This is a genomic window from Epibacterium sp. MM17-32 (genome assembly GCF_022348205.1).
Lineage (GTDB): Bacteria > Pseudomonadota > Alphaproteobacteria > Rhodobacterales > Rhodobacteraceae > Epibacterium.
This window is the reverse complement of record NZ_JAKRFC010000014.1, coordinates 79,165-103,413: the sequence shown is the minus strand read 5'-3', so window position 1 is coordinate 103,413 and position 24,249 is coordinate 79,165. Positions and strand designations below refer to the sequence as shown.

The 24,249-nt window shown below is 63.9% G+C and carries 22 protein-coding genes; 10 read left to right on the top strand and 12 right to left on the bottom strand.

Annotated features, from left to right (window positions below):
• Window positions 1–220: 220 nt before the first annotated feature.
• From MHM88_RS18775 to MHM88_RS18755, 5 genes are all read left to right on the top strand, one after another.
• Window positions 221–448 carry a WGR domain-containing protein gene (locus MHM88_RS18775; protein WP_239368142.1) on the top strand — a complete coding sequence of 76 codons (228 nt, stop codon included), beginning with the start codon at window positions 221–223 and terminating at the stop codon, window positions 446–448.
• A 127-nt stretch (window positions 449–575) separates the two neighbouring features.
• Window positions 576–1,232: a histidine phosphatase family protein gene (locus MHM88_RS18770; protein WP_239368140.1), complete on the top strand. Its 657-nt coding sequence runs from the start codon at window positions 576–578 to the stop codon at window positions 1,230–1,232.
• A 21-nt stretch (window positions 1,233–1,253) separates the two neighbouring features.
• A complete protein-coding gene (locus MHM88_RS18765) occupies window positions 1,254–1,868 on the top strand; it encodes a glutathione S-transferase family protein (RefSeq protein ID WP_239368138.1) in 615 nt (204 codons plus the stop codon).
• Window positions 1,869–1,879: 11 nt separating this feature from the next.
• Window positions 1,880–2,932 carry a saccharopine dehydrogenase gene (locus tag MHM88_RS18760; RefSeq protein ID WP_239368136.1) on the top strand — a complete coding sequence of 351 codons (1,053 nt, stop codon included), beginning with the start codon at window positions 1,880–1,882 and terminating at the stop codon, window positions 2,930–2,932.
• A gap of 29 nt (window positions 2,933–2,961) precedes the next feature.
• Complete coding sequence (locus MHM88_RS18755; protein ID WP_239368134.1) at window positions 2,962–4,104, top strand: saccharopine dehydrogenase family protein; 1,143 nt, start codon at window positions 2,962–2,964, stop codon at window positions 4,102–4,104.
• A gap of 58 nt (window positions 4,105–4,162) precedes the next feature.
• On the opposite strand, the gene MHM88_RS18750 is transcribed toward MHM88_RS18755, so the two are convergent.
• From MHM88_RS18750 to mutL, 4 genes are all read right to left on the bottom strand, one after another.
• On the bottom strand, window positions 4,163–4,486 hold the full coding sequence (locus MHM88_RS18750; protein WP_009177776.1) for a DUF3775 domain-containing protein: 324 nt from the start codon (window positions 4,484–4,486) through the stop codon (window positions 4,163–4,165).
• A 79-nt stretch (window positions 4,487–4,565) separates the two neighbouring features.
• Window positions 4,566–5,882: an adenylate/guanylate cyclase domain-containing protein gene (locus tag MHM88_RS18745; protein ID WP_239368132.1), complete on the bottom strand. Its 1,317-nt coding sequence runs from the start codon at window positions 5,880–5,882 to the stop codon at window positions 4,566–4,568.
• Window positions 5,879–7,114, bottom strand: coding sequence for a DNA recombination protein RmuC (locus MHM88_RS18740; protein ID WP_239368130.1), 1,236 nt, complete (start codon window positions 7,112–7,114; stop codon window positions 5,879–5,881). Before MHM88_RS18740 ends, MHM88_RS18745 begins: the two co-directional genes overlap by 4 nt.
• 11 nt (window positions 7,115–7,125) lie before the next feature.
• Entirely contained in the window at window positions 7,126–9,057 is a 1,932-nt protein-coding gene (mutL, locus tag MHM88_RS18735) for a DNA mismatch repair endonuclease MutL (protein ID WP_239368128.1), read from the bottom strand.
• 348 nt (window positions 9,058–9,405) lie between these two features.
• Between mutL and deoC the strand changes: the two genes are divergently transcribed.
• Complete coding sequence (gene deoC / locus MHM88_RS18730; protein WP_239368126.1) at window positions 9,406–10,422, top strand: deoxyribose-phosphate aldolase; 1,017 nt, start codon at window positions 9,406–9,408, stop codon at window positions 10,420–10,422.
• Window positions 10,423–10,432: 10 nt separating this feature from the next.
• The gene (locus MHM88_RS18725; protein WP_239368124.1) at window positions 10,433–12,775 is read left to right on the top strand and encodes an aldehyde dehydrogenase family protein; all 2,343 of its coding nucleotides are present in this window, start codon (window positions 10,433–10,435) and stop codon (window positions 12,773–12,775) included.
• A 111-nt stretch (window positions 12,776–12,886) separates the two neighbouring features.
• On the opposite strand, the gene MHM88_RS18720 is transcribed toward MHM88_RS18725, so the two are convergent.
• The 7 genes from MHM88_RS18720 to MHM88_RS18690 form a co-directional block, all read right to left on the bottom strand.
• Window positions 12,887–14,260, bottom strand: a complete 1,374-nt coding sequence (locus MHM88_RS18720) for a pitrilysin family protein (RefSeq protein WP_239368122.1) — start codon at window positions 14,258–14,260, stop codon at window positions 12,887–12,889.
• Window positions 14,257–15,687 (bottom strand): pitrilysin family protein, encoded by a 1,431-nt coding sequence (locus MHM88_RS18715; protein WP_239368120.1) that lies wholly within the window; start codon window positions 15,685–15,687, stop codon window positions 14,257–14,259. The genes MHM88_RS18720 and MHM88_RS18715 overlap by 4 nt, the downstream gene beginning before the upstream one ends.
• Before the next feature lie 133 nt (window positions 15,688–15,820).
• Window positions 15,821–16,327, bottom strand: coding sequence for a DUF3035 domain-containing protein (locus MHM88_RS18710; protein WP_239368118.1), 507 nt, complete (start codon window positions 16,325–16,327; stop codon window positions 15,821–15,823).
• Between the two features lie 55 nt (window positions 16,328–16,382).
• Window positions 16,383–16,865, bottom strand: a complete 483-nt coding sequence (lspA, locus tag MHM88_RS18705) for a signal peptidase II (protein ID WP_239368116.1) — start codon at window positions 16,863–16,865, stop codon at window positions 16,383–16,385.
• A gap of 19 nt (window positions 16,866–16,884) precedes the next feature.
• The gene (gene purH / locus MHM88_RS18700) at window positions 16,885–18,474 is read right to left on the bottom strand and encodes a bifunctional phosphoribosylaminoimidazolecarboxamide formyltransferase/IMP cyclohydrolase (protein WP_239368114.1); all 1,590 of its coding nucleotides are present in this window, start codon (window positions 18,472–18,474) and stop codon (window positions 16,885–16,887) included.
• 24 nt (window positions 18,475–18,498) lie between these two features.
• Window positions 18,499–20,244 (bottom strand): heparinase II/III family protein, encoded by a 1,746-nt coding sequence (locus MHM88_RS18695; RefSeq protein ID WP_239368112.1) that lies wholly within the window; start codon window positions 20,242–20,244, stop codon window positions 18,499–18,501.
• Between the two features lie 195 nt (window positions 20,245–20,439).
• Complete coding sequence (locus tag MHM88_RS18690) at window positions 20,440–21,714, bottom strand: RsmB/NOP family class I SAM-dependent RNA methyltransferase (protein WP_239368110.1); 1,275 nt, start codon at window positions 21,712–21,714, stop codon at window positions 20,440–20,442.
• A 98-nt stretch (window positions 21,715–21,812) separates the two neighbouring features.
• Between MHM88_RS18690 and MHM88_RS18685 the strand changes: the two genes are divergently transcribed.
• Complete coding sequence (locus tag MHM88_RS18685) at window positions 21,813–22,007, top strand: DUF1674 domain-containing protein (protein WP_239324487.1); 195 nt, start codon at window positions 21,813–21,815, stop codon at window positions 22,005–22,007.
• Between the two features lie 119 nt (window positions 22,008–22,126).
• On the opposite strand, the gene dapB is transcribed toward MHM88_RS18685, so the two are convergent.
• Window positions 22,127–22,936, bottom strand: coding sequence for a 4-hydroxy-tetrahydrodipicolinate reductase (dapB, locus tag MHM88_RS18680; RefSeq protein WP_239368108.1), 810 nt, complete (start codon window positions 22,934–22,936; stop codon window positions 22,127–22,129).
• Between the two features lie 93 nt (window positions 22,937–23,029).
• On the opposite strand from dapB, the gene rbfA reads away from it, so the two are divergent.
• Together rbfA and MHM88_RS18670 are read left to right on the top strand one after the other, a co-directional pair.
• A complete protein-coding gene (rbfA, locus tag MHM88_RS18675) occupies window positions 23,030–23,425 on the top strand; it encodes a 30S ribosome-binding factor RbfA (protein WP_239324489.1) in 396 nt (131 codons plus the stop codon).
• Window positions 23,426–23,429: 4 nt separating this feature from the next.
• Window positions 23,430–24,203 carry a phosphodiester glycosidase family protein gene (locus tag MHM88_RS18670; protein ID WP_239368106.1) on the top strand — a complete coding sequence of 258 codons (774 nt, stop codon included), beginning with the start codon at window positions 23,430–23,432 and terminating at the stop codon, window positions 24,201–24,203.
• Window positions 24,204–24,249: the final 46 nt, after the last annotated feature.

The window sequence follows — 24,249 nt, the reverse complement described above, 5'->3', positions numbered from 1 at the left end:
CCAGATCGCGACGGGGGCGCTCCCGCCCCTGCAGGTGCCTTGCCTGCGGCAAAACCCCTTGGCAGCGTTGGGCCGACCGCTTGCCCTGCCGGGCAAGCGGTCACGCCGCGCCAAAGGCGCGGCGCCGGGCCCAACGGGAGCGGAGGAGATTTCTCCTCCGGCGACGGGCGGGAGGGCCCCCGCCTCTTGCGGCGGTGATTCGGGTGGCGTAAAAAGAGCTATGGCCACCTGTCTGCTCTATCGCCACGCTGAAACCCGCCCTGCCCGGTTCTACCGGATCGAACTGGCGATGAACCTCTTTGACGAGGTCTCGCTCTTGCGGGAGTGGGGCATCAAAGGGGGCAAGGGGTGCTCAACGATCAGCATCTTCGGCAATCTGCGCGAGGCCTCCGTCGCGGCGGATCGCCATCGTCACCGGATGTTGAAACGTGGCTACGACCGCGCCTAAGTGCGACAGCGCCGACTGCCTGCATCCGGCGCATTGCTCACCGCGCGCTTACACCCAATGCAGTTTGACCCTTTTAACCCGGACGCCCCTCCCCTAGTACTTCTGCAACAGGATCGAAGGGGCGCGCATGTCAGAGATAACGCTGGTCCGCCACGGCCAGGCCAATACCGGGGCACGGGACGAAGCCAGCTATGACAAGCTGAGCGCCCTTGGTCATCAGCAGGCCCAATGGCTGGGCCACTATCTGCGCAACTGCAAGGACAACTACGCCCGCATCTATTGCGGCACCCTGATCCGGCACGAAGAAACCGCCCGCGCCATGGGCTTTGATGCGGGGCAATTGATCCGTGACCCCCGCCTCAACGAGATGGAATATTTCACCCTCGCACAGAGGATGGAAGCCCAGCACGGCCTGCCGATCCCGCAAGAACGCGAGGGATTTGTCGCCCATCTCCCACAGGTTTTTGCTGCGTGGGAGGCCGACAAGATCGGTGCCCCGCCAGAAAGCTGGCGTGATTTTGAATCCCGGACCAAAGCCGCACTCGCGGAGATCGCAGACGGTGAAGGCCCCGCATTGGTGGTCACATCAGGCGGGCTGATCTCCATGGTGATGCGCCAGTGTCTGGGGCTCGATACGGCCGCAACCGCGCGTATGGCGCTGGCGATCATGAACACCTCGCTGCACCGCCTGCACAATATCGGCGGGACCTATGCGCCGGTTCTCTTTAATGCGGTGCCGCATCTGGAAGAGCCGGACCGGCAATACGCGCGCACCCACCTCTGAGATCCCGCACAGGAGACAGCCATGCAACTTTACTACGCGCCCCACACCATCTCCATTGCGGTCGCCATCGCGCTCGAAGAGGCCGGCCTCGCCTATGAGGCCATCAAGATCGATTTTGCCGAGAAACAGCAAACAACCAAAGCCTATCATCAGATCAACCCGAAGGGCCGCGTGCCGGCATTGGTGGTCGATGGCGGCATCCTCACGGAGACCGGTGCGCTGTTGGAGTATATTGCCGATCTGGCGCCTGATGCGGGGCTGCGCCCCACCGATCCGGTCCTGATGGCCCGCATGCGCGAGGTGATGTTCTATCTTGCCTCCACCATGCATGTGAACCACGCCCATAAAATGCGGGGCCACCGCTGGGCCTCCAATCCGGCCTCGTTCAAGGACATGAAACGCAAGGTGCCCGAAACCATGGCCGCCTCCTGCGACTACATCTGCAATCACGGCCTGCGCGGCCCGTTTGTGCTGGGGGAAACGCTCAGCCTTGCGGATTGTTACCTCTACGTGGTCTGCACCTGGCTCGACGGGGATGGCGTCAAGGTTGATCGCTTCCCCAAGATCAGAGCCTTTATGGACGCGATGGAAGCCCGCGACAGCGTCAAGGCTGTACGCGCCAAAGATATGCTTTGAAGGACAAGACTATGACACATCTCTGGGTCCGGGCCGAGCAACGCCCGAACGAGGATCGCGTGGGGCTGACGCCTGCGGGGGCAAAGGCCCTGTTGGACGCAGGCATTCGCGTCACCGTCGAAGACAGCCACAGCCGCGCCATCCCGCTGCAAGGCTACATCGACGCAGGCTGCGAGATTGCGGCAGAAAACTCCTGGCCCGATGCGCCGCGCGACGCGATCATCTTTGGCCTGAAAGAGCTGCCCGAGGACGGCACCCCCCTGCCCCATCGCCACATCATGTTCGGCCATGCCTTCAAGGGCCAGCATTCCGGCAAGGAGCTTTTGCGACGGTTCCGCGAGGGTGGCGGGACGCTGTATGATCTGGAATACCTTGTGGACGAGACCGGACGCCGGGTTGCCGCCTTTGGCTATTGGGCGGGCTATGCGGGGGCTGCCGTGACACTCAAGGCCTGGGCTGCGCAACAACGCGGTGAAGTCTGTGGCCCGGTTGGTGTCTACAAAGACAAGGACGCTCTGCTCTCTGATCTGGGGGATGAGCTGGATGCATCCGGCGCTGAGCGTCCCACAGCCATTGTCATCGGAGCCTTGGGGCGCGTGGGCACCGGCGCGGCGGACCTCTGCGAGGCGATGGGCGTCACGGTCACAAAGTGGGATATGAAAGAGACCGCCAGCGGCGGGCCGTTTCCCGAGATCCTGAACCACGATCTGTTCCTGAACTGCATCTTCGCGCGCCCCGGCACACCTGTGTTTGTGCCGCAAGACGCGCTTCAGGCCGACCGTAAACTGACCGCAATTGGGGATGTGGCCTGCGATCCCGACAGCGACTACAATCCGGTTCCGGTCTACTCCCGTGCCACCACGTGGGACGCGCCTGTGCTGCGTGTTGCCAACGCCCCGGTGCTGGATGTGATGGCCATCGACAACCTGCCCTCGATGCTGCCCGCCGAGAGCTCCGAGGATTATGCAGACCAGCTGCTGGCCAGCCTCTTGACCCTGTCCGATCTGGATGCGGGTGTCTGGGGCCGGGCCAAGGCAGTCTTTGACGAACATGTGGCGGGCTAATCAGCCTGCCCGGACGAAGGAGAACAACTATGACTATTCACTGGTGCGGCACGGGCCTCTCCGCCATTCCCGGCCTGCGTCGCCTGCTCGAAGCGGGTCACGACGTGGCCGTCTGGAACCGCACACCGGAAAAAGCCGCCGAGGCCGTTGGCGACCTCACCACCAACATCCACAAGTTTTCCATCGCGCGGCTGTCGGAACTCCTCAGCCCCGCTGACGTGGTGGTCTCGATGCTGCCCGGCGATTGGCATGTGGAACTGGCAGAGCTCGCCATCAACAATGGCGCGCATTTTGTGTCCTCCTCCTATATCTCACCAGAGATGCGGGCGCTGGATCAGAAAGCCAAGGACGCAGGCGTCGCGCTGGTCAATGAGGTCGGGCTTGATCCGGGCATTGATCACCTGATGGCGCATGCCTTGGTGGCCGAATATGCGGAATCCCCCGCATTCGACCCCGACAATGAAATCAGCTTTCTGTCCTATTGCGGCGGCATCCCCAAAACCCCGAACCCCTTCCGCTACAAGTTCAGCTGGTCGCCTCTGGGCGTGCTCAAGGCACTGCGGTCCCCCTCACGTTCGATCCGCGATTTCGAGGTCCTGGACGTGGCGCGCCCTTGGGACGCGATCTCCACCTATGACGCGCCGCTTGCGACGCCCGAAACCTTCGAGGTTTATCCCAACCGCGACAGCCTGCCCTTCATGGCGCAATACCACTTTGACAAGGACTGGAAGGTCAAAACCTTCGTGCGTGGCACCCTGCGTCTGGATGGCTGGACCAAGGCCTGGGCGGATGTCTTCAAAGAGGTCGAAACACTTGAAGGCCCCGAAGGCGATGCCCGGCTCAAGGAAATGTCCGACCAGTTCTGGGATGAGAACGCCTATGACGAGGGCGAGCCGGACCGCGTGGTGCTCTGCGTCGATCTCAAGGCGGAAAAAGACGGCCAGACCAAATGGCACAAGACCTATGTGATGGACGCCTGGGGCGACGAGCGCGGCAGCGCCATGGCGCGTCTGGTGTCCTATCCGGTGTCCTTCGCGATCGAGGCCGCGATGAACGGCAAGATCGCCCCCGGCGTCAGCGCCGCGCCGAGTGATCCGGCGCTTGTGGACAGCTGGATGGGTCGGATCGGTGCGCTGGCCCAGCACCTTCAGGTGGTGTCACACCGCTCCTGAAATCAGTGAATTCAAAAGAGCCCCGTCAGAGAAATCTGGCGGGGCTTTCTTATGTTAGTTACCGCCCCATGACATCCTCGGCGGCGGCTGTCACGTCAACGCCCAGCGCCTCCAATCCCGCCTCAATGTCATAGGCAAGGTTCGGGGTCGCGAGGAGATAATCCTCGGTTGGCGTGGTTTTCTCGGCGCGCGCCGTGGCGACCGCCTGACCAAACTCCTCCGCCTCAAATACACCGCGCCCCACCCAGACCAAAGCCACAAGCTCCGCCTGCTCATCTTCATTCATATCGGCGATGAAGGCGCGCAGCTCAGGTTCCGCGCGCTCGATCTCGCGCGCCATCAGCGCGACCTGTTCCGCCTTGTTGCTTGCAATCTCGACCATCCTGCGCGTCCTTCCATGAAGCTATCGGGTGCTGCAACAGTGACACCCATGGCAGGCCGCGACCTTGATCTACAGCAAATCAGGCCATACCGGCCTCACGCATGCGCTCCTGACGTCCAAAGAGGGCAAGCGGCTGGCTGCGCCCGCGCAAGGGCGCCGGTTCCAGCGCAATCCAGTCCTCGCGCGCGGGCTCCGCTGCCGCCTCAAGCACCGCGCCCGATACGATGATCTCCATCTCACAGGTCTTGGTCATCTGCTCCAGCCGCGCCGCGATGTTCACCGTATCGCCCAGGGCGGTGTACTCCAGCCGGTCCTCATCACCGACCACGCCGGAAAACACCTCGCCCCAATGCAGCCCGATCCCCACATGCACGGCGCTACGTCCGTCTTTCAGCCGCGCATCGGACCAATCGTGCATTTCATCCGAGAGACGCCGCGCGCAGTTCAGTGCCCGGTCCGGCGCGCCCTCGCCGTCAAACAACAACATCGCACCGTCCCCGATGAACTTGTCCACCATGCCACCGGTCTCGCGCGCGGCGCGCTGGACGCGTGTACGGTACTCCGTGACAAAGGCGCCAACCTCCGCCGGATCGCGCCCTTCGGCCCAGGAGGTGAAGCCGCGAATGTCCACGAACATCACCCCCATGTCCTGCCGCTGCTCCTGACGCATGTCGTCCAGGTTCTCGCCCTGCACCCGGTCTGCCAGCCGCGCTGGCAAATAGCGTGTCAGCAGCAGGCGTTTCTCCGTCTCGATCAGCGCGCGATGCAACAGATCCCGCAGCGCCGCCGCGGCCACCACCAGAACCACGCCCGCCAGCAGGATCATGGTCAGCCGCACGATATTGGGCGGCACCGACACCAGGTGCTTCACCCGATCGGCGATATCGGGCGAGACCGTCACCTCGCTGACAAAGCTCAGATAGCCCAGCCCGCCGACGATCAGGGCCACGCAATAGGCCTGAAGGTAGGGATTGAACCGCAGCACCGCAAAGGCCAGCACCACCGGCACCAGCCATGTTGGCGGCAACAGGAATGTCAGCGCTCCGGGCATGGAGACATTCTCCAGCCCCACCCAGGCATTCACCAGCATGAACAGGCAATCGAGCGTCACAACCGGCCAGACCATCCAGCGGCGAAACCGTCCGCTGCGGGCCAGCCACAGGCTGAACACCCCGAGGGCCAGATACAAGACCATCGACAGGACCGCAAAGATCCACTGCCTGCGCAGGAAATCGGCGATTTCCTCCGGGGGTTCCCCGACCGCCAGGAAGAACACCACCATCAGCCCCAGCGCCACAAAGATCCGCAGGATCGAAACGACCTTTTCCGCCCGCAGTTCCGCTTCGCGCAGCAGCGCCGCATCCGGCGCCATCCGGCGACGTGGCAGCCGCATCATTCGCCCGGGCGCTCCAGCGCCACCACCTGTGACACGCTCTCGGGGTTCAGCTCTTCGAAGTCAAAGTTGTCGAGCCGCTGCGCCCGCCGCCCGGCCTTGTCGGCGCTGATCTTGATGTCCGCGATATCCTTCTGCGCCTGGTTGAAATGCCGGTCGAGATTGCCGACCCGGTCGCCGAGGCGCTCCACATCCTTGTGCAGCAGGCCCAGTTCCTTGCGGATCGCGCCGGCCTGTTCGCGCATCCGGGCGTCTTTCAGGATCGCGCGCATGGTGTTGAGGGTCGCCATGCAGGTGGTGGGCGACACGATCCAGACCTTGAGCGAGAACCCCTCGCGCACCACGTCGGAGAAATTGGCGTGCAACTCCGCATAGACCGCCTCGGACGGCAGGAACAGCAGCGCCCCGTCGGCGGTTTCGCCATCCAGGATGTATTTCTCCGAAATGTCCCGGATATGCTTGCGCAGCGCGCCCTTAAGGAGCCGCGCCGCCTGCGCCCGCTCGTCCTGCGTTTCGGCATTGCGCAGCGCCTCATAGGGTTCCAGCGGGAACTTGCTGTCGATAACGATCGGTCCCGGCGGGTTGGGCAGATGGATCAGGCAGTCCGCCCGCTTGCCGTTCGACAGCGTGTACTGAAACGCATAGGCATCGCTGGGAAGCGCCTTTGACACGATGTCATTGAGCTGGATCTCTCCAAAGGCGCCGCGGGTCTGCTTGTTCGACAGGATGTCCTGCAACGACAACACATCGCCTGACAGCTTGGTGATATTGTCCTGCGCCTTGTCGATCACCGCGAGCCGTTCCTGCAACTGCGTCAGCGAGGTGGCGGTGCGCTTGGCGTTGCCGTGCAGGCTCTCGGTCATGCGTTCCTGCATGTCGGTCATGGCGCGGGCTTGTTTCATGGCGTTCTCGGCCAGCCGGTCGTTCATGCGCTGCTGCACGTCGCCCAGCCGGGCCTCCATGGTCTGAAGGATCTGCAACTGGGCATTGGCCTGGGTATCCGACACGGTCTGCAAATTGCCGCGCAGCGCCTCCTGCCCGGAGGACAACTGCTGCGCCACCTGTCCAAGCGTGCTCATCTGCTGGGTCAGCGGCTCGATGGCGCGCGCCGCCCGTGCGGAATTGCGCATCGACTGGATCAACAGAACAAACAGCAGGACCACCCCCACGGCAGCCCCGAGCAGGATCATTCCCAGCGAGTCCATATTGGCGATGGCGGAGTCCATGCCTTGCATCAGATATTCCTTCAGCTGCGACCGAACAGACGTTCGATGTCAGCGAGTTTGAGTTCCACATAGGTTGGGCGGCCATGGTTGCATTGGCCGGAATGAGGCGTCTCTTCCATCTCGCGCAGAAGCGCGTTCATCTCCTCGCCGCGCATCCGTCGCCCGGAGCGGATCGAGCCATGGCAGGCCACACGCGACAGGATCGCCTCCAGCCGCGCCTGTACCAGCTGGCTGTCGCCCTGATCGGCCAGCTCGTCCAGAATGTCGCGGATCATCGCCTCGGCATTGACCTCGCCCAGAATGGCCGGGGTTTCGCGCACGGCCACGGCACTGCCGCCGAAGGCTTCGATCCCGAGGCCGAATTTTGCCAGATCATCGGCTACATCCAGCAGGCGCGCGCAATCGCCATCCGAGAGCTCGACAATCTCGGGGATCAGCAGCCCCTGGGTGGCAACGCCATTCTCGGCCATCTGGCGTTTGAGTTTCTCATAGACCAGCCGTTCATGCGCGGCGTGTTGGTCGACGATCACCATACCGTCGCGGGTCTGGGCAATGATGTAGTTTTCATGCACCTGCCCGCGCGCCGCGCCCAAGGGCAAATCCTCGACCGGGGGCGCGTCTGGCTCTGCTGCGGCGTCTTCGACCAGACGGCCACTGTAGGCGCCGGACATCTCGGCAAAGCCGGCGGGTTCCGCCGGTGGCGGCGCAGGCCAGGACGGCGCGGGCGGCTGATCGGGGGCTTGCGCCGCATAAGAACTGTTGCGTGCGCCCAGGGACGGCCGATCCATCTGATAGACCCTCGGCGCCCCCGTCGCGGTGGGTTGCTCGGGCCGCATCGCGCCCAAGGTCGCCCCCGCCACAGTGCTGGAGGCACGGTGGCCAGCGTCCGCCAGCGCATGGCGCAACGCGGAGACAATCAGCCCGCGCGCCAGTCCGGGATCGCGAAACCGCACCTCGGATTTCGCCGGGTGGACGTTCACATCCACCAGCGTCGGATCGCAATCGATGAACAGGGCCGCCGCCGGATGGCGATCGCGGCTGAGGAAATCCATATAGGCCGCCCGCAGCGCGCCGGTCAGCATCTTGTCCTTCACCGGCCGCGTGTTCACGAACAGGAACTGCGTCACCGCCGCCCCGCGCGAATAGGTCGGCAGCGCTGCATAGCCATAAAGGCGGATGCCCTCGCGCGTCGCGTCGATCTTCAGCGCGTTCTCTGCAAATTCGCGACCAATCACATGCGCAAGCCGCCCGTGCAGCGCATCAAAGAGATCGCCGCTCATGGGGTCGGCGCGGAAGGTCACACGTCCCTCACCGCCGCCGGAAACATCGCGCAGGGTGAAGCCCACGGCAGGTTCCGCCATCGCCAGTCGCTTCACCGTGTCGGAAATCGCCTGCGTTTCTGCGCGGTCTGTGCGCATGAACTTCAGCCGCGCAGGCGTGGCAAAGAACAGATCGCGCAGCTCCACGATGGTGCCCTGACGCAGCGCGGCAGGTTTCACTGGCTCCATGTGTCCACCCGCGACGCGAAGCTGGGCCGCGTCATGGCCCTCCGCCCGGCTGGTGATGGTGAGACGGCCAACCGCGCCCAAGCTGGGAAGCGCCTCGCCACGAAACCCGAATGTGTGGATATTGAGCAGATCCGAGCCGTCGATCTTGGACGTCGCGTGACGCGACAGGGCAAGCGGCAGATCCTCAGGCGACATGCCACAGCCATTGTCGGTCACCCGGATCAGCGTCTTGCCGCCATCTGCGATCTCGACCGTGATGCGGGTCGCCCCGGCGTCGATGGCGTTCTCCACCAGCTCCTTGACCGCGGAGGCCGGGCGTTCGACCACCTCACCCGCAGCGATGCGGTTGATGGCGCTGTCGTCCAGCTGGCGAATGACAGGCCGGTGGGTCTCTATCGCCTGGGAGACGGGGTTTTCGCTGATTTGGGGGTCGATCGTAGCCATGACCCAAGATTTAGCATGTGAGCGCACGATTCTGCCACCCGGAATACGCGTATCGGACACCGCTGGCAACGGGAACCGGCCCCTCGGCGCATCGCCGCCGTCCGGCCCTTTCCGCTGGCGATGCGGGATGCGCCCACACGCCTCCTGCCACGCCGATAGTGACGCGAGCGGGGCAGATCCTGCGGCGACCCCATCAATAACGGCGTACAGGCGCCCCGAAACACCCTGCACACAGGACCCATTTTTTGTCCTTTTGGTCAAATTTTATCGCAGATCCCGTTTCGCAAGCTTGCAATCGCGGGGGTGGACGTGCGATTTTACCTGCAAATCTTTTGAGGACTCCCGCACATGGACAGCCAAATCGCAGAAGCCTCTGCCGCCAAAGCCGCTGCACCGACCTCCGGTCACGGCTCCGACAGCGCCCTGCCCCGCAATCCCGGTGTCGCACTCGATCTGGACTGGGCGCTGGGGCTGGAGGCCAATACCTCCGCCATCGAACGCCGCTGTGCCAGCCTGCCCGGCCGCCGCACGGTCAAGAAGGACCATCAGGCCGCGTGGCTTCTGAAGGCGATCACCTGCATCGACCTCACGACCCTGGCCGGCGATGACACCGAAGCGCGGGTCCGCCGCCTGTGTGCCAAGGCTCGCCAACCGGTGCGCGCCGACATCCTGTCGCAGCTTGGCATGTCAGAGATCACCACCGGCGCGGTCTGCGTCTACCACGACATGATCCCGGCCGCGGTCCGCGCCCTGCATGGCACCCAGATTCCGGTCGCTGCGGTCTCCACCGGGTTTCCGGCTGGTCTGTCGCCCTTCCACCTGCGACTGGAAGAGATCAAGGAAAGCGTCAAGGCCGGGGCCACCGAGATCGACATCGTGATTTCCCGCCGCCATGTACTTTCGGGCAACTGGCAGGCGCTCTATGACGAGATGAAGGCCTTTCGTGCCGCCTGCGGTGACGCCCACGTCAAGGCGATCCTGGCCACCGGCGAACTCGGCACCCTGCGCAATGTCGCCCGGGCCTCGATGATCTGCATGATGGCGGGCGCCGACTTCATCAAGACCTCCACCGGCAAGGAAGGGGTGAATGCCACCCTGCCCGTGTCTCTGGTGATGATCCGCGCCATTCGCGACTATTACGAGCGCACCGGCTTTCATGTCGGCTACAAACCCGCTGGCGGCATTTCCAAGGCCAAGGATGCACTGGTCTATCTTGCGCTCATGAAAGAAGAGCTGGGCAAGCGCTGGGTGCAGCCCGACCTGTTCCGCTTTGGCGCGTCCAGCCTGCTTGGCGATATCGAACGCCAGCTCGAACACCACGTGACCGGCGCCTATTCCGCTGGCTACCGCCACCCGATGGCGTGAGGAAGAACCGATGACAATCAAAGAGATCTTCGACACCATGGAATATGGCTCCGCCCCCGAAAGCGCCGCTGATGTCTATGCCTGGCTGGTCGACCAGGGCAGCCGCTTTGGCCATTTCATCAACGGGGAGTTCACCGCCCCGGGCAAAGGGTTCGAGAGCAAGAACCCCGCAACCGGAGAGGTGCTGGCAGAGCTGACCCAGGCCACCAAGAAAGACGTGGATGCCGCTGTCAAAGCCGCCCGCGCCGCCCAGGGTGACTGGGCCGCGATGGGGGGCTCTGGTCGGGCAACCTACCTCTATGCCATTGCCCGCCTGTTGCAGAAACACAGCCGCCTGTTTGCGGTGCTGGAAACGCTGGACAACGGCAAGCCGATCCGCGAGAGCCGCGACATCGACATTCCGCTTGTGCAGCGGCATTTCTATCACCACGCGGGCCATGCCCAGCTGATGGACGCGGAAATGACAGACCGCGAGCCGCTCGGGGTCTGCGGTCAGATCATCCCGTGGAATTTCCCGCTGCTGATGCTGGCCTGGAAAGTGGCGCCCGCGCTTGCGATGGGCAACACCGTGGTGCTGAAACCGGCGGAGTACACCTCGCTGACCGCGCTGCTGTTTGCCGATATCTGCCGCCAGGCCGGCCTGCCCAAAGGGGTCGTGAACATCGTCACCGGCGATGGCGCCGTGGGCGAGATGATCGTCAAGGCCGACGTGGACAAGATCGCCTTCACCGGCTCCACCTCGGTGGGGCGCAAGATCCGCGAAGCCACCGCAGGCACCGGCAAGGCCCTGACCCTGGAGCTGGGTGGCAAGAGCCCCTACATCGTGTTTGACGACGCCGATCTGGACAGCGCGATCGAGGGGCTGGTGGACGCGATCTGGTTCAATCAGGGCCAGGTCTGCTGCGCGGGCTCGCGCCTGCTGGTGCAGGAAAGCGTGTCCGAGCAGTTTCACAAGAAGCTGCGCGCCCGGATGAAAACGCTGCGGCTGGGTGACCCCCTCGACAAATGTATCGATGTGGGCGCCGTGGTGGACCCGGTGCAACATGCCGAAATCACCCGGCTGGTCGCAACCGCCAAGAACTGCACCGTGCACCAGTCCGCCATCAACATGCCGGCCACGGGCTGCTTCTTCCCACCCACCCTGATCGAGGGGCTGTCGCCTGCCGACCCGCTGATGCAGGAAGAGATCTTTGGCCCGGTGCTGGTTTCCACCACCTTCCGCACGCCATCCGAGGCGGTGGAGCTGGCCAACAACACCCGCTACGGGCTGGCCGCGACGCTCTGGACCGAGAACGTCAACCTGGCGCTGGATATCGCACCCAAGCTGGTCGCGGGCGTTGTCTGGGTCAACGGCACCAACATGTTCGACGCCGCCGCCCCCTTTGGCGGCGTGCGGGAAAGCGGGTTTGGCCGCGAAGGTGGGGTGGAGGGGCTCATGGCCTATACCAAACCCATCGGCGACACAGATCCGCTGAAACCTGTCGCGGCGTTTGAAGGCAGCGACAAGGGGGCTGCCCCGACCGGTATCGACCGCACGGCCAAGATGTACATCGGCGGCAAGCAGGCCCGCCCCGACAGCGGCTATGCGCGCGCCGTGTATGGCCCCAAAGGCGACCTGCTGGGCCACGTGGGCGCAGGCAGCCGCAAGGATGTGCGCAACGCGGTCGAAGCCGCCAATGCCGCCAAAGGCTGGGCCAAGACCACAGGCCACCTGCGCGCGCAGATCCTGTATTACCTGGCCGAGAACCTCGCCGCCCGCGCCGGGGAATTTGCCGCGCGCATAGATGCGATGACGGGCAAGGGCGACGGTGCCGCGGAGGTCGAAGCCTCGCTGCAACGGCTGTTCTCTGCTGCTGCCTGGGCGGACAAATACGACGGGCTGGCGCATGGCGTGCCGATCCGGGGCGTGGCGCTTGGCATGAAGGAGCCCGTGGGCACCATCGGCATCCTCTGTGCGGATGAAGCGCCGCTTCTGGGTTTGATCTCTGCCATGGCCCCGGCCATTGCCATGGGCAACCGGGTGGTGCTGGCGGCGTCCCAGGCCTTCCCGCTGGCGGCCACGGATCTCTATCAGGTGCTTGAGACCTCTGACGTGCCTGCGGGTGTGGTGAACATCCTCACCGGCGCACACAAGGATCTCGGCGACACCATGGCCAAGCACCTCGACATCGACGCGGTCTGGAGCTTCTCCTCCACCGACCTGTCGAAGACCATCGAGGCCGCCTCTGCCGGCAACCTCAAGCGCACCTGGGTCAACAATGCCTGCGCCTTTGACTGGTCGCGCGACCACTCCAAACGGTTCTTGCAGGCGGCGACCGAGGTGAAAACTGTCTGGATTCCCTACGGCGAGTAACTCATTCCCCCTGACACAGAAAAACGGCGCGGCTCCGATGTGGAACCGCGCCGTTTTTGTTTATGGACTGGCGCCCGCCCGGACCGAAGCACGGGCGCAGAGCCAGGGATTTTAATCGGTGGACCTCAGCCCCTCGGGCTCTCCGACGACAACAAACCGCAACCCCTCGGGATCAAGCAGTTCCTTGGCCACCCGGTTCACATCCTCCAGTGTCACCGCCTCGACCTTGTCGTTGCGGGTGACCACATAATCCGTGGGCAGATCATCCATCTGCATCGACACCAGGATCGAGGCGATCTGGCTGTTGCCGTTGAACCGCAAGGGATAAGCCCCGGTCAGATAGGTCTTGGCATCCTGCAACTCGGCTTCGGTCACACCGCCCTCGACCAGGGCCCGCCACTGGTCGCGCACCACACCGACCGCTTCGGCCATCTTCTCATTGGCAGAGGCAAAGGACCCCATATAGGTCGAGGCCAGATCGCGCGGCACCAGATAGCTGTAGGCGCCATAGGTGAGGCCGCGTTTGGTGCGCACTTCCTGCATCAGGCGCGTCTCAAACGACCCGCCGCCGAGGATCTGGTTCAGCACATAAGCGGCAAAGAAATCCGGATCGTGCCGGTCGATACCCTCTTGACCAAACAGCGCCACCGACTGCGGCGTGGCAAAGGGCACCACCGTGGTGCCACCGGTCAGCAGCACCTCCGCCGGGCCGGGCATCGGCGCGCCCTCGGCGGGCAGTGCCCCCAAAAGATCGTCCAGGATCGTCCCCAGTTCTTCGGGAGTGATGTCCCCCACAGCGCTGACATAGAGCCTGTCACGGGCAAAGACCGCCTCATGCGCGGCGAACATGTCCTGCCGCGTCAGCTCCGAGACACTCTCAACCGTGCCCTTGCCGCTGCTGCCATAGGGGTGGTCGCCAAACGCCAGCCTGGCAAAGGTCTTGCCGGCAATCGCATTGGGATCGGTCTGGTCGGAGCGCAGCCCCACCAGCACCTGGGCCCGCACCCGGTCCAGCGCATCCTGATCGAAACGTGGCTCCTGAATGGTCTGGCGCAGAAGCTCCATCACCTCATCGCGGTTTTCGGTCAGGAAACTGGCGGAGATCGCGACCATGTCCTTGTCGGCATCATAGGAAAAATTGGCCGCCAGAGCCTCGACCGCGCGGGCATAGTCCTGCGCGCGCAGCTCGCCAGCACCCTCCTCCAGCAAGCCGCCCATCAGATGCACGGCCCCGCGTTTGCCGGGCGCATCCAGCGACGTGCCGCCGCGAAACCGCAGCTCCAGCGCGGAAAACGGGATGCTGTGGTCCTCGACCAGCCACGCCTTGATCCCGCCGGGCGAGGTGACTTCCTTGATGTCGATCTCAGCCCGCGCCATCTGCGCGGCAAACAGCAGTGCGACACCGATCACCAGCGACAGAACAGCGCGTTTGAACGGGTGCAGATCAAGGGCGCGCACACGGGCGGATGTTGTGGTCCGGCTCATTGGTCAGCCTCCTGCTGGCTTTGGATCAGGTAACCGGTGACAGAGGCCTCGGGGCGCAAAACTTCGCGTGCGACGGCAATAATCTCATCCTCCGTGATGGATTGCAGCACGCGCGGCCAATCCTGCACATCCTCGACCGTCAGCCCCGATGTAAGGGCGCGACCGTAGCGGTTGGCGATGCGGTCCACATCGTCGCGGGCATAGATTTCCGACGCCCGCAGTTGCAGTTTGATCCGCTCCAGCTGCTGACTGTCGACACCGGTGGCCAGAAACTGCTGCACGGTCCGGTCGAGCGCGACCTCGGCGTCCTCAAGCGTCACGCCGTCGGCCGGCACGATCACAAAATCAAATGTGGTATCATCCAGCGATACCCCGGAATAGAAGGCCGCCGTATAGACCGCCACCTGCTGTTCGAACTGCAAGGCATTGGCCAGATACGACGTGCTGCCACCGCCCAGCAACTGCGACAGCAGATAGAGCGCCGCCGCTTTCTCCTGACTGCCGCTGTCGCGTTCCGGCGCCAGATAGGACCGCTGCACATAGGGTTGCGAGACGCGCGCATCGGCGAACGTCAGACGCCGCGCCGCGGTTTGCGGCGGCTCCTCGCTGCGCAGCCGCTCCGGCAGCTCCGGGTTGGCCGGGATCACGCCATAGTAGGTTTCCGCCAGTTCGCGCACCGCATCCGGTTGTACGTCGCCTGACACCACGAGGATCGCATTGTTGGGCGCGTAATAGGTGCCGTAGTAGGACAGCGCGTCCTCCATCGACAGGGTTTCCATCTCGTGGCGCCAGCCAATCACCGGCTGCCCGTAGCGATGGTTGAGATACTGCACCGCGCGCATCTGTTCGCGGAACAGGGCGCTGGGATCATTGTCGGTGCGCTGGTTGCGCTCTTCCAGGATCACCTCGCGCTCGGTGACGATGTCGGTCTCGGTCAGGCGCAGGTTGCGCATCCGATCCGCTTCCATCTGCATCATCAGTTCCAGCCGGTCGGCGGCAACACGCTGAAAATAGGCCGTGTAATCATAGCTGGTGAAGGCATTGTCGCGGCCACCATTGCGCGCAACCGTGGCGGACAACTCTCCGGGCTCCAGCGTATCGGTGCCCTTGAACAGCAGGTGTTCGAGGAAATGCGCTACACCGCTCTGGCCGACAGGCTCATCCGCCGAGCCCGCGCGGTACCAGACCATATGCTGCACCACCGGGGCGCGGTGATCCTCGACCACCACCACCATCATGCCGTTGTCCAGCGTGAAGGTGGTCACCATGTCCACCCCGCTCTCGGCGCTGGTCGGGCTGTCGCTGGCAGCAATCTCCTGTGCGGACACCACAGGCACACCAAGACCTGCCGTCGAGAGCATCAGGGCACAGAGCGCAGCCCGCCAGCAGGTCCGAACCCCGGACGGAATCGCTGCCATAGACGTCATAGTTCCAATCCTCCAATTCCATCACCCGGGTGCAGGCGGTGCGTGCCCCGGGGCAGAGTCACGTATGTCTGCCAAAGCTCAAGTTACGGCGCCTGCCGTCAGCCACAAGCCGGTTTGCCGAAATTGTGAAGGATTATTCGCCCTCTGGCGGCGCGGAGGGGGTCGGGACCCCGGCGCGGCGATAGGCGGTGCTGACATCCTGCGGGTCCAGCGCCTGACGCTCATAGGTTTCCGCGTAGCGGTCGACCGGGAACAGCTTGATGTTAGCAAAGATCTTTGCCCGCTTGCGCCGTTGCTCATCCTCGGCAGACAGGCTTTCGCGAATATCGCCTTCCACGCCATAGCGGCTGGCTGCCGTCACCAGCGCCCCGTCTCCGGCAGGGATACCGGTGCCGGACGGGCGCCCGCCCAATGCGACGATGGCCTCGGCGTTGGGGTCGCGATCCGTGCGGTTGCTGCCCCCGGGCGTGGGCTCCGGCAATGCAGCATAGTTTTCCGGCGCTTCCAGTGGTTTGCTCGGCAACACCAGGAATTCGTCAGGGCTGTTGCGCCGCGCATCGAGATCATGCAGCGGCTTGTCACCACAGGCGGTCAGCAGCAGTACGGAACCCAGGATGATCGGTGCGGTCACAAAGCGCATGGGGCGCGGTCCTCTTCGACGTTTCGCTCACCTCTAGCGCAAATCGCGCGGGAGGTCACGCGGGCTTTTTCGCGCGGCCTTCGAACAGGATCAACCCCGCCGCCCCGGCAAAAATGAACACATCCGCAACATTGAAAACAAAGGGGTTCTGAATACCGCAACAGGACATGTTCAGGAAATCAAGCACATAGCCGTACAGACCCCGATCCAGCACATTGCCCAGGGCCCCGCCGACGACCAGCCCCGCACAGACCTGCATGATCCGGCTCTGGCCATGGCTGCGACGCACCCAAAGGATCACCGCTGCGCAGATCACCAGTGAAATCGCGATCAGGATCCAGCGACTGGCGTCGCTCTGGCCATCGAACAGGCCAAAATTGATGCCCCGGTTTTCGCCGTAGCGAAAGGTCAGGAGCGGCGGAGCCACGTCGATCCGCAGCCGGGTCACCAGATCGAGGCCGAACACGACCGCGATCTTGGTCGCCTGGTCCAAGATCAGCGCAAAAATGGCTGCGAGAAAAAGCGCGTAGCTCCGCATATCAGATAAGGCTCCGGGATCAGTGACGGAAGTGGCGCATGCCGGTGAAGACCATCGCCAGACCGGCCTCATTGGCGGCTTTGATGACCTCGTCATCGCGCATCGACCCACCGGGCTGGATGACGCAGGTGGCGCCATTGGCCGCCGCTTCCATCAGGCCATCCGCAAAGGGGAAGAACGCATCGGATGCCACGGCAGAGCCTTTGGCGAGGCTTTCCGGCAGTTCCATCGCATCCGCCATGCGCTGCGCCTTGACGCCGGCGATCGTGGCCGAGTCCAGACGGCTCATCTGGCCGGCGCCCACACCGACGGTCTGGCCGTCCTTCACATAGACGATCGCGTTGGATTTCACATGTTTGGCGACTTTCCACGCAAACAGCAGATCCGCCATTTGTTCCTCGGTCGGCGCTTTCTCGGTCACCACCTTGAGGTCATCCATGGCGCGGTGGCCAACGTCCTTGTCCTGCACCAGCATGCCGCCAGAGACCTGACGGGTGGTCAGGCCTGCGTCCTGTGGGTTGGGCAGGCCCTCGGTGATCAGCAGGCGCAGGTTTTTCTTCGCCGCAAAGATCGCCTTGGCCTCATCAGAGGCGCCCGGCGCAATCACCACTTCGGTAAAGATCTGGGTGATCGCCTCGGCGGTTTCCGCGTCAAGCGGCATGTTGAGCGCCACAATACCGCCAAAGGCAGAGGTGCGGTCGCAGTCGAATGCCTTGTTGTAGGCGTCCAGCAGGGTTGTGCCGCGCGCCACACCGCAGGGGTTGGCGTGTTTGATGATCGCCACCGCCGGGCCGTCGGCAGGCGCGAACTCACTCACCAGTTCAAAAGCCGCATCGGTGTCGTTGATGTTGTTGTAGGAGAGTTCCTTGCCCTGCAGCTGCTGCGCGGTCGCCACGCCTGCCCGCTCGGTGCCATCGGTGTAGAAGGCCGCCTCCTGATGCGGGTTCTCGCCATAGCGCAGCGTCTGGGCGATCTGACCGGCAAAGGCCCGGCGGCGCGGTGCCTCCAGACCGATCGCACCGGCCATCCAGTTTGATACGGCGGCATCATAGGCGGCGGTGCGCGCATAGGCGTTCTGCGCCAGCCACTGACGGAAGGCAAAGGAGGTCTGGCTGTCGTTCTGGTCCAGCTCTTCCAGCAGCACGCCGTAGTCTTCGACATCCACCACGGTGTTGACAAACGCGTGGTTCTTGGCCGCCGCGCGGATCATCGCCGGGCCGCCGATGTCGATGTTTTCGATCATCTCGTCATAGGCCGCGCCCCGCTTCAGCGCCGCCTCGAACGGGTAAAGGTTCACCACCAACAGGTCGATCTCGCCGATGCCATGCTCGGTCATCGCCGCCACATGGGCGTCATTGTCGCGCAGCGCCAGCAGGCCGCCATGCACCATCGGGTGCAGGGTCTTCACACGACCGTCCATCATTTCCGGGAAGCCGGTGACCTCCGACACATCCTTCACGGCGAGACCCGCATCACGCAGCGCTTTTGCAGTGCCACCGGTCGAGAGCAGTTCAACCCCGCGTTCAGCGAGGGATTTGCCCAGCTCGATCAGCCCGGTTTTGTCAGAGACGGACAGAAGGGCGCGGCGGACGGGGTGGAGGTCGGTCATCGGTGTCAGAATCCTTGTTCAGGTTCACTCTTCGTAAGCCATGGGTTCGTCGCGGGCCAGATCGCGCACGGCCACGGCCGTTTCCTGCGCCTTGCTGAGGGTCCAGCGGATCTGGGTCGCGTATTGAATGGCCCGGCCCGACAGGACAATTTGCAGCGATTGACGCGGCTTCAAGCGGGTCTTTTCCAGGTAAACGCTGGTTTCCAGCTTCAGATCGCATTGACCGTCGTGACGGAATACCCAGATTTCCCCACTCTTGAGCGCCATGGATACTGCCGCGCCGCCCAAGTCAAGGGCTGCGTCCACATCCGGGTGCAAATGGAACCGTAAATCAAAGCCGATGCCCTTCAGGCCGCCCGCATCCAGCGCCTTGTCAAAGCGTTTCTTGGCCGCGCCATCCAGCGCCAGCAACATATCCTCGCCCGAGAGCATGCGCCCATCCACCGACAATTCCAGCGAGCGCGCCGCCGTCACGCCAAAATGTCTGGCATAGCCATCATGGGCGCCCTGGAAACGATACCCGTCATCCAGGTCATCCCGCTCGATCGGCACGTCGGTGGGCGGCTCGATCAGGAACTCATGGCCGGTGCCCTTCTGCGGCGAGGCCAGCCGCGCGCTGGAGTGCCCCTCGACACAGAGCGCCGAATGCGATGGCGTGGCCCGCCCGGCCCGACGCCACTCCAGACCGAAATTCTCCCCCGCGCCGCAGCTGACGATCAAGGGACGCCGCCCCGAAGTCAGCTCAAACGCCAATGTGGAGGCATGCGCATTATACGACGCCTTGCCAACCGGGGGCACGGTGGCATCGACAATGATCGAGGTGCGCCGGGCAGACAGTCGGGCAAACCCCATCGCAAGGCCTTCAAAGGGGCGCGCGGGCACTTGCGAAGCGGCCAGCGCATGATCAAGCCAGCCCTCCTGTCCGCGTCCGCCGCCATGAAACCGCGCCAGGGCGCCATCACTGTGGCGCAGGGCGCGCAGGGTCGGCGCGATCCTGTCGAGGGCTGCATGATGCTCGCGCGGCACCGATCGCCCCGCCTCATGCAGCGCCGCCGCCGCCCAGGTGAGCAGGGTGAACACATCCAGCAGCTCTTCGGGGTTGCGGGTCGGCAGGCCCCCGTCGGCATTGATCTGGATCGCGCAATCCTGAGCAAGCGCCTTGACCGCCGGATCCGCCAGTTCCTCGCAGCCCTTGAGCGCAAGACCGGCATAAATCAGCCCTGTCAGCGCCTCAAAGCGTGGCAAGCCGGGGGATGCCCCCTTCCAGCGCTGCGCGAGGAACCAGGTTTGCTGCGACAGCGAGCGGTAAAAGGCATCAGAGGCAACTTTGTCCTGCCCGCTCAGCAGGAACAGCGCGTGGTTGATCCATCGAATCACCCGCCGCCCGGTCAGATCCGGCGACCAGCCCGGCCCTGTGCCATTGCCGAATTCATCGATCCAGCCCCAGACCCAATGCTGCGCCTTCTTGCGCGCCTTGATGTCCCCCACGGCGGCCAGATCGTCCAGCCAGGTGCAGCCCTGCCGCTCTGCCTCAAAGGCAAAATCAGGTGAATCCACATCCCAGAGCCCGGTGGTGGCGCTTTCGACCAGATAGCCCGCAAACAACAGGTTGCCGGCCACAAGCTGCCGCCCGCGGGCAAAACTGCCAATGGTGCGCGGCTCCGGCTGGGACACGAACCCCGTGGCCGCAGGCTGCTTGCGCGCCTTCCAGGCGGTATAATGGTTCAGCAGCCGCGTGCCGCGACTGGCCATTCGATCATATCTGGACATGCACTCTTGCCTCACACGCCTTTGGCGTTTTGGCCAGAGGATAACGCGCCTGCCGCCGGGTGTCATGCGCTCTCTGCCCTGCGTGAGACATCGCGGCAAACTCTCCCGCCCGTCGCCGGATCATGCAGAGATGATCCGCTCCCGTTGGGCCCGGCGCCCTTCGGGCGCGGGCGGTGGCATTTCTGAGCGTTGCGATCAGTGCTCGGCCTTGACGAGTTCCGCCATGTAGAACCCGTCCATGCCGCCGATCTCGGGCCAGTAATCCGGCCGAAGGCGCAGGCCACCCTCCTCAGTGATCCACGCCGGATCAATGCCTTCGAGTGTCTGAATTCTGTCGCCGATCCGGACCTCGGGGAACATCTCCAATGCATCCTCGATCTGGCACTCGCCCTCATCCGGCAACAAAGAACAGGTGCAATAGACCAGCCGCCCGCCGGGCCGCACCAATGTCCACGCATGCGCCAGCATTTGCGCCTGCAACTCGATCAAGGCGCCAAAACCGGCCCCGTCCTTGGCGTGGGGCAGATCCGGGTGGCGGCGGATTGTGCCCGTCGCGGAACAGGGCGCATCCAGCAGAACCGCATCGTATTGCCCCTTTTGCGCAAGCACATCCCCCGCGATCACATTCGCCGAGAGCCCCGTGCGGGTCAGGTTCTCCTGCAGACGCGCCAGACGGCCCTCGGAAATATCAACCGCCGTCACATCGGCCCCCGCCGCAGCCATCTGCAACGTCTTGCCCCCCGGCGCCGCGCAGAGATCCAGCACCCGTTCACCTGGCTGGGCATGGATCAAACGGGCAGGCAGGGCTGCGGCTGCGTCCTGCACCCACCAATCGCCTTGCGCATAGCCCGGCAACGCCGAGACCTGCCCCGCGTCGTCCAATCGCAGACTGCCGGTCGGAGTTGGCTTGCCCCCCAACGCCGAGAGATCCGCGCCCGGTTTAAAGCTCAGATCAAGCGGCGCGCCCTTTAAATGCGCAGCCTCGATGGCCAGCATTGCATCACTGCCCCAAGCTTGCGCCAACGGGCTGCGCAGCCATTTTGGCAATCGCGGCACGCGCAGCTTCGCCCACTCTGCTGGGCCATCTGTCGCCACTTTGCGCAGAACCGCGTTGACCAGCCCCTTGAGCTGGGCGTGACGGCGATGACGCGCCACCAGATTGACGATATCGTTCACCACCCCATGCGCAGCCCCACCAGAACACAGCTCCACCGTTCCCAGACGCAATGCGTTTCGGACATGAAGCGCGGGGGGCTTGCGCAGATGTTTCGCCAACACCCGATCCGCGCGTTCGAGGGATCGCAACACGTCCAGCGCCAATCGCTGAGCGCGCGCGCGATCTGAAGGCTCCAGCCGCTCCAGCACCTGCGCGTGACACTCTGCCAGCAAAAGCCCCTCGCCCAGAACCTTATCAAGAAGCGTCACAGCCGCACGGCGTGCGTCAGAGGCAGATGTGGGGCGGTCGGTCATGGGTGAGGGCTCCTGATCGGGGATCGGCTTGTCCATAGCGGACGCGGGCGTATATCATGGTGTCAGAATAAAGAAACCCACCCTGCGGAGAAGCCCCCATGAGTGACGCCCCCGAATCCCAACGGGCAAAGGATCTGCCCGCAGCCGCCCAGCGCGCCCTTGCCGAGGCCGAGGAACGCCGCAAGGCCCGCGAGGCGCACCCCCCCCAGCCAACCGAACTGGGAGGCCGCGATGGCCCTGACCCAGCGCGCTATGGCGATTGGGAGAAAAAAGGCATTGCGATTGATTTTTGAATTTGGCGGCTCAGGGGCGCTCACGCCGGGACAATTCAGGTTAGAAGAACGATGAGCGCTTCATCTTTTTCCAAATACCTCCGCCGGAGGCAACCGCCCGCAAGGGTGGCCCATGATCCTCACAAGCCAAGCACATCGATCATATCATAGGCACCGGTGGCTTTGCCCTGCCCCCAAAGCGCGGCCTTGAGCGCGCCACGTGCAAATATCGCACGGTCGGTGGCCATATGGCGCAGGACGATCCGTTCGCCAGCCGCCGCAAACAGCACATCATGTTCGCCCACGATGTCGCCGCCGCGAATGGCGGTGAAGCCGATGTCGCCTTTCTTGCGCGCGCCAGTGATGCCGTCCCGGCCCCGGTCCGCGACATCGGATAGTTTGACACCCCGGCCCTCGGCCGCTGCTTCACCCAGCATCAAGGCCGTACCTGAGGGCGCATCGACCTTGTGATGGTGGTGCGCCTCAATGACCTCAATATCGAACTCCTCATCAAGGGCCGCCGCGACCTTTTTGGTCAATTGCACCAGAAGGTTCACCCCAAGCGACATATTGCCCGCACGCACCAGCACGGTGTCGCGGGCGGCGGGGTCCAATGCTGCGATCTGCTCATCACTCATGCCGGTGGTGCCGATCACATGGACACAACCCGCCTGCGCGGCCAGCTTGGAAAAGGCGATGGTCGCCTCTGGTGTGGTGAAATCGATCACCGCCTGCGCCGCAGAGAAGGCTCCAAGCGCATCGTCGGTGACCGCCACGCCAAGCGCCGCGCCGCCCATGGCGATGCCAATGTCCTGACCGACCCAATCGTGACCTGGACGTTCCACCACGCCGGCAAGCTCCGCCTTGTCGCTGTCCAGCACCGTCTTGATCAACATTTGCCCCATGCGCCCCGAAGCGCCGGTGATCACGATCCCTGGTTTATCCGTCATGGCTTTACTCTCTGATTGGACTATCCGCTGGATTCCTCCTACCCTGACGAGGACCGCTTGGCAAAGGGCGGCTTTCGGCATAGATCGAGTCTCATGGCTAAGAACAAATTCCACGACGGCCCCGGCCCCTCTCAGCGTCAGCTTCGCGTCGGCGAAGTGATCCGCCGCACACTCTCCGAGGTGCTGGCGCGCGGCGACATTCACGACCCGGACCTGAACCGTCTGTCCATCACCGTCGGCGAGGTGCGCACCTCGCCGGATCTGAAGATCGCCACCGCCTATGTCCTGCCCCTGGGCGGCAAGGGGCAGGAGGACGTGTTGCAACTGCTCGCCCGCAACAAGAGCGAACTGCGGCGCATGATCGGCAAGAAGACCGGGCTGAAATTCACCCCGGACCTGCGGTTCCAGATCGACGAGACCTTTGACCGGATGGATGACACCCGGCGCCTGTTCAATCAGGATGCGGTGCGCCGCGACATCGAGGACTGAAGTGATGCGCGTGCGCCGGTCGCTGAGCCTGCTTCTGGGACTGGCCCTCTGGGCGGGTCAGGGCGCGGCGGTCGAGTGCCGCGACGAGAGCTATCAGGGCAATCGCTATTCCCTTTGCGAAGTGGATGCCAGTCGCGAAAACCTGCGCCTGTTCCTACGTGATGACACCGGCGCGGTCATGGGGCATTTCTCCACCATCGAAGACCGTCTCGCGGCCCAGAACAAGACCCTCGCCTTTGCCACCAACGCGGGGATGTATCACACGGATCGCTCCCCGGTCGGGCTTTATGTCGAGGATGGCAACGAGGAAATGCGGCTGGTCACCAATCCCGGCCCCGGCAATTTCGGGCTCGTGCCCAATGGCGTATTCTGCCTGCGCGAAGGCCGCGCCGATGTGATCGAAACGCTTGCCTTCGAGGCCAGCACGCCCAGCTGCACCAGCGCCACTCAATCCGGGCCGATGCTGGTGATCGACGGAGAGCTGCATCCGAGATTTCTGAAAGACAGCGATTCCCGCTATATCCGCAACGGGGTCGGTACCAGCGCCGATGGCCGCCGCGTGGTGTTTGCGATCTCGCGCAATACCGTGAACTTCCACGACTTTGCCAGCCTGTTTCGCGATCACCTCGACCTGCCGCAGGCGCTCTATTTTGATGGCAATATCTCGCGATTGCACGCCCCCGACCTCAACCGCTCTGATGCGGGGTTCATGATGGGGCCTGTGGTTGGCGTGGTGGAGGATGTCGCAGAGGACGACGCAGGCACGCTGCAGAATTGACAGCCTGCCCGCGCTGCGCTACCTCGCGCGCCTTATCCGACATTTC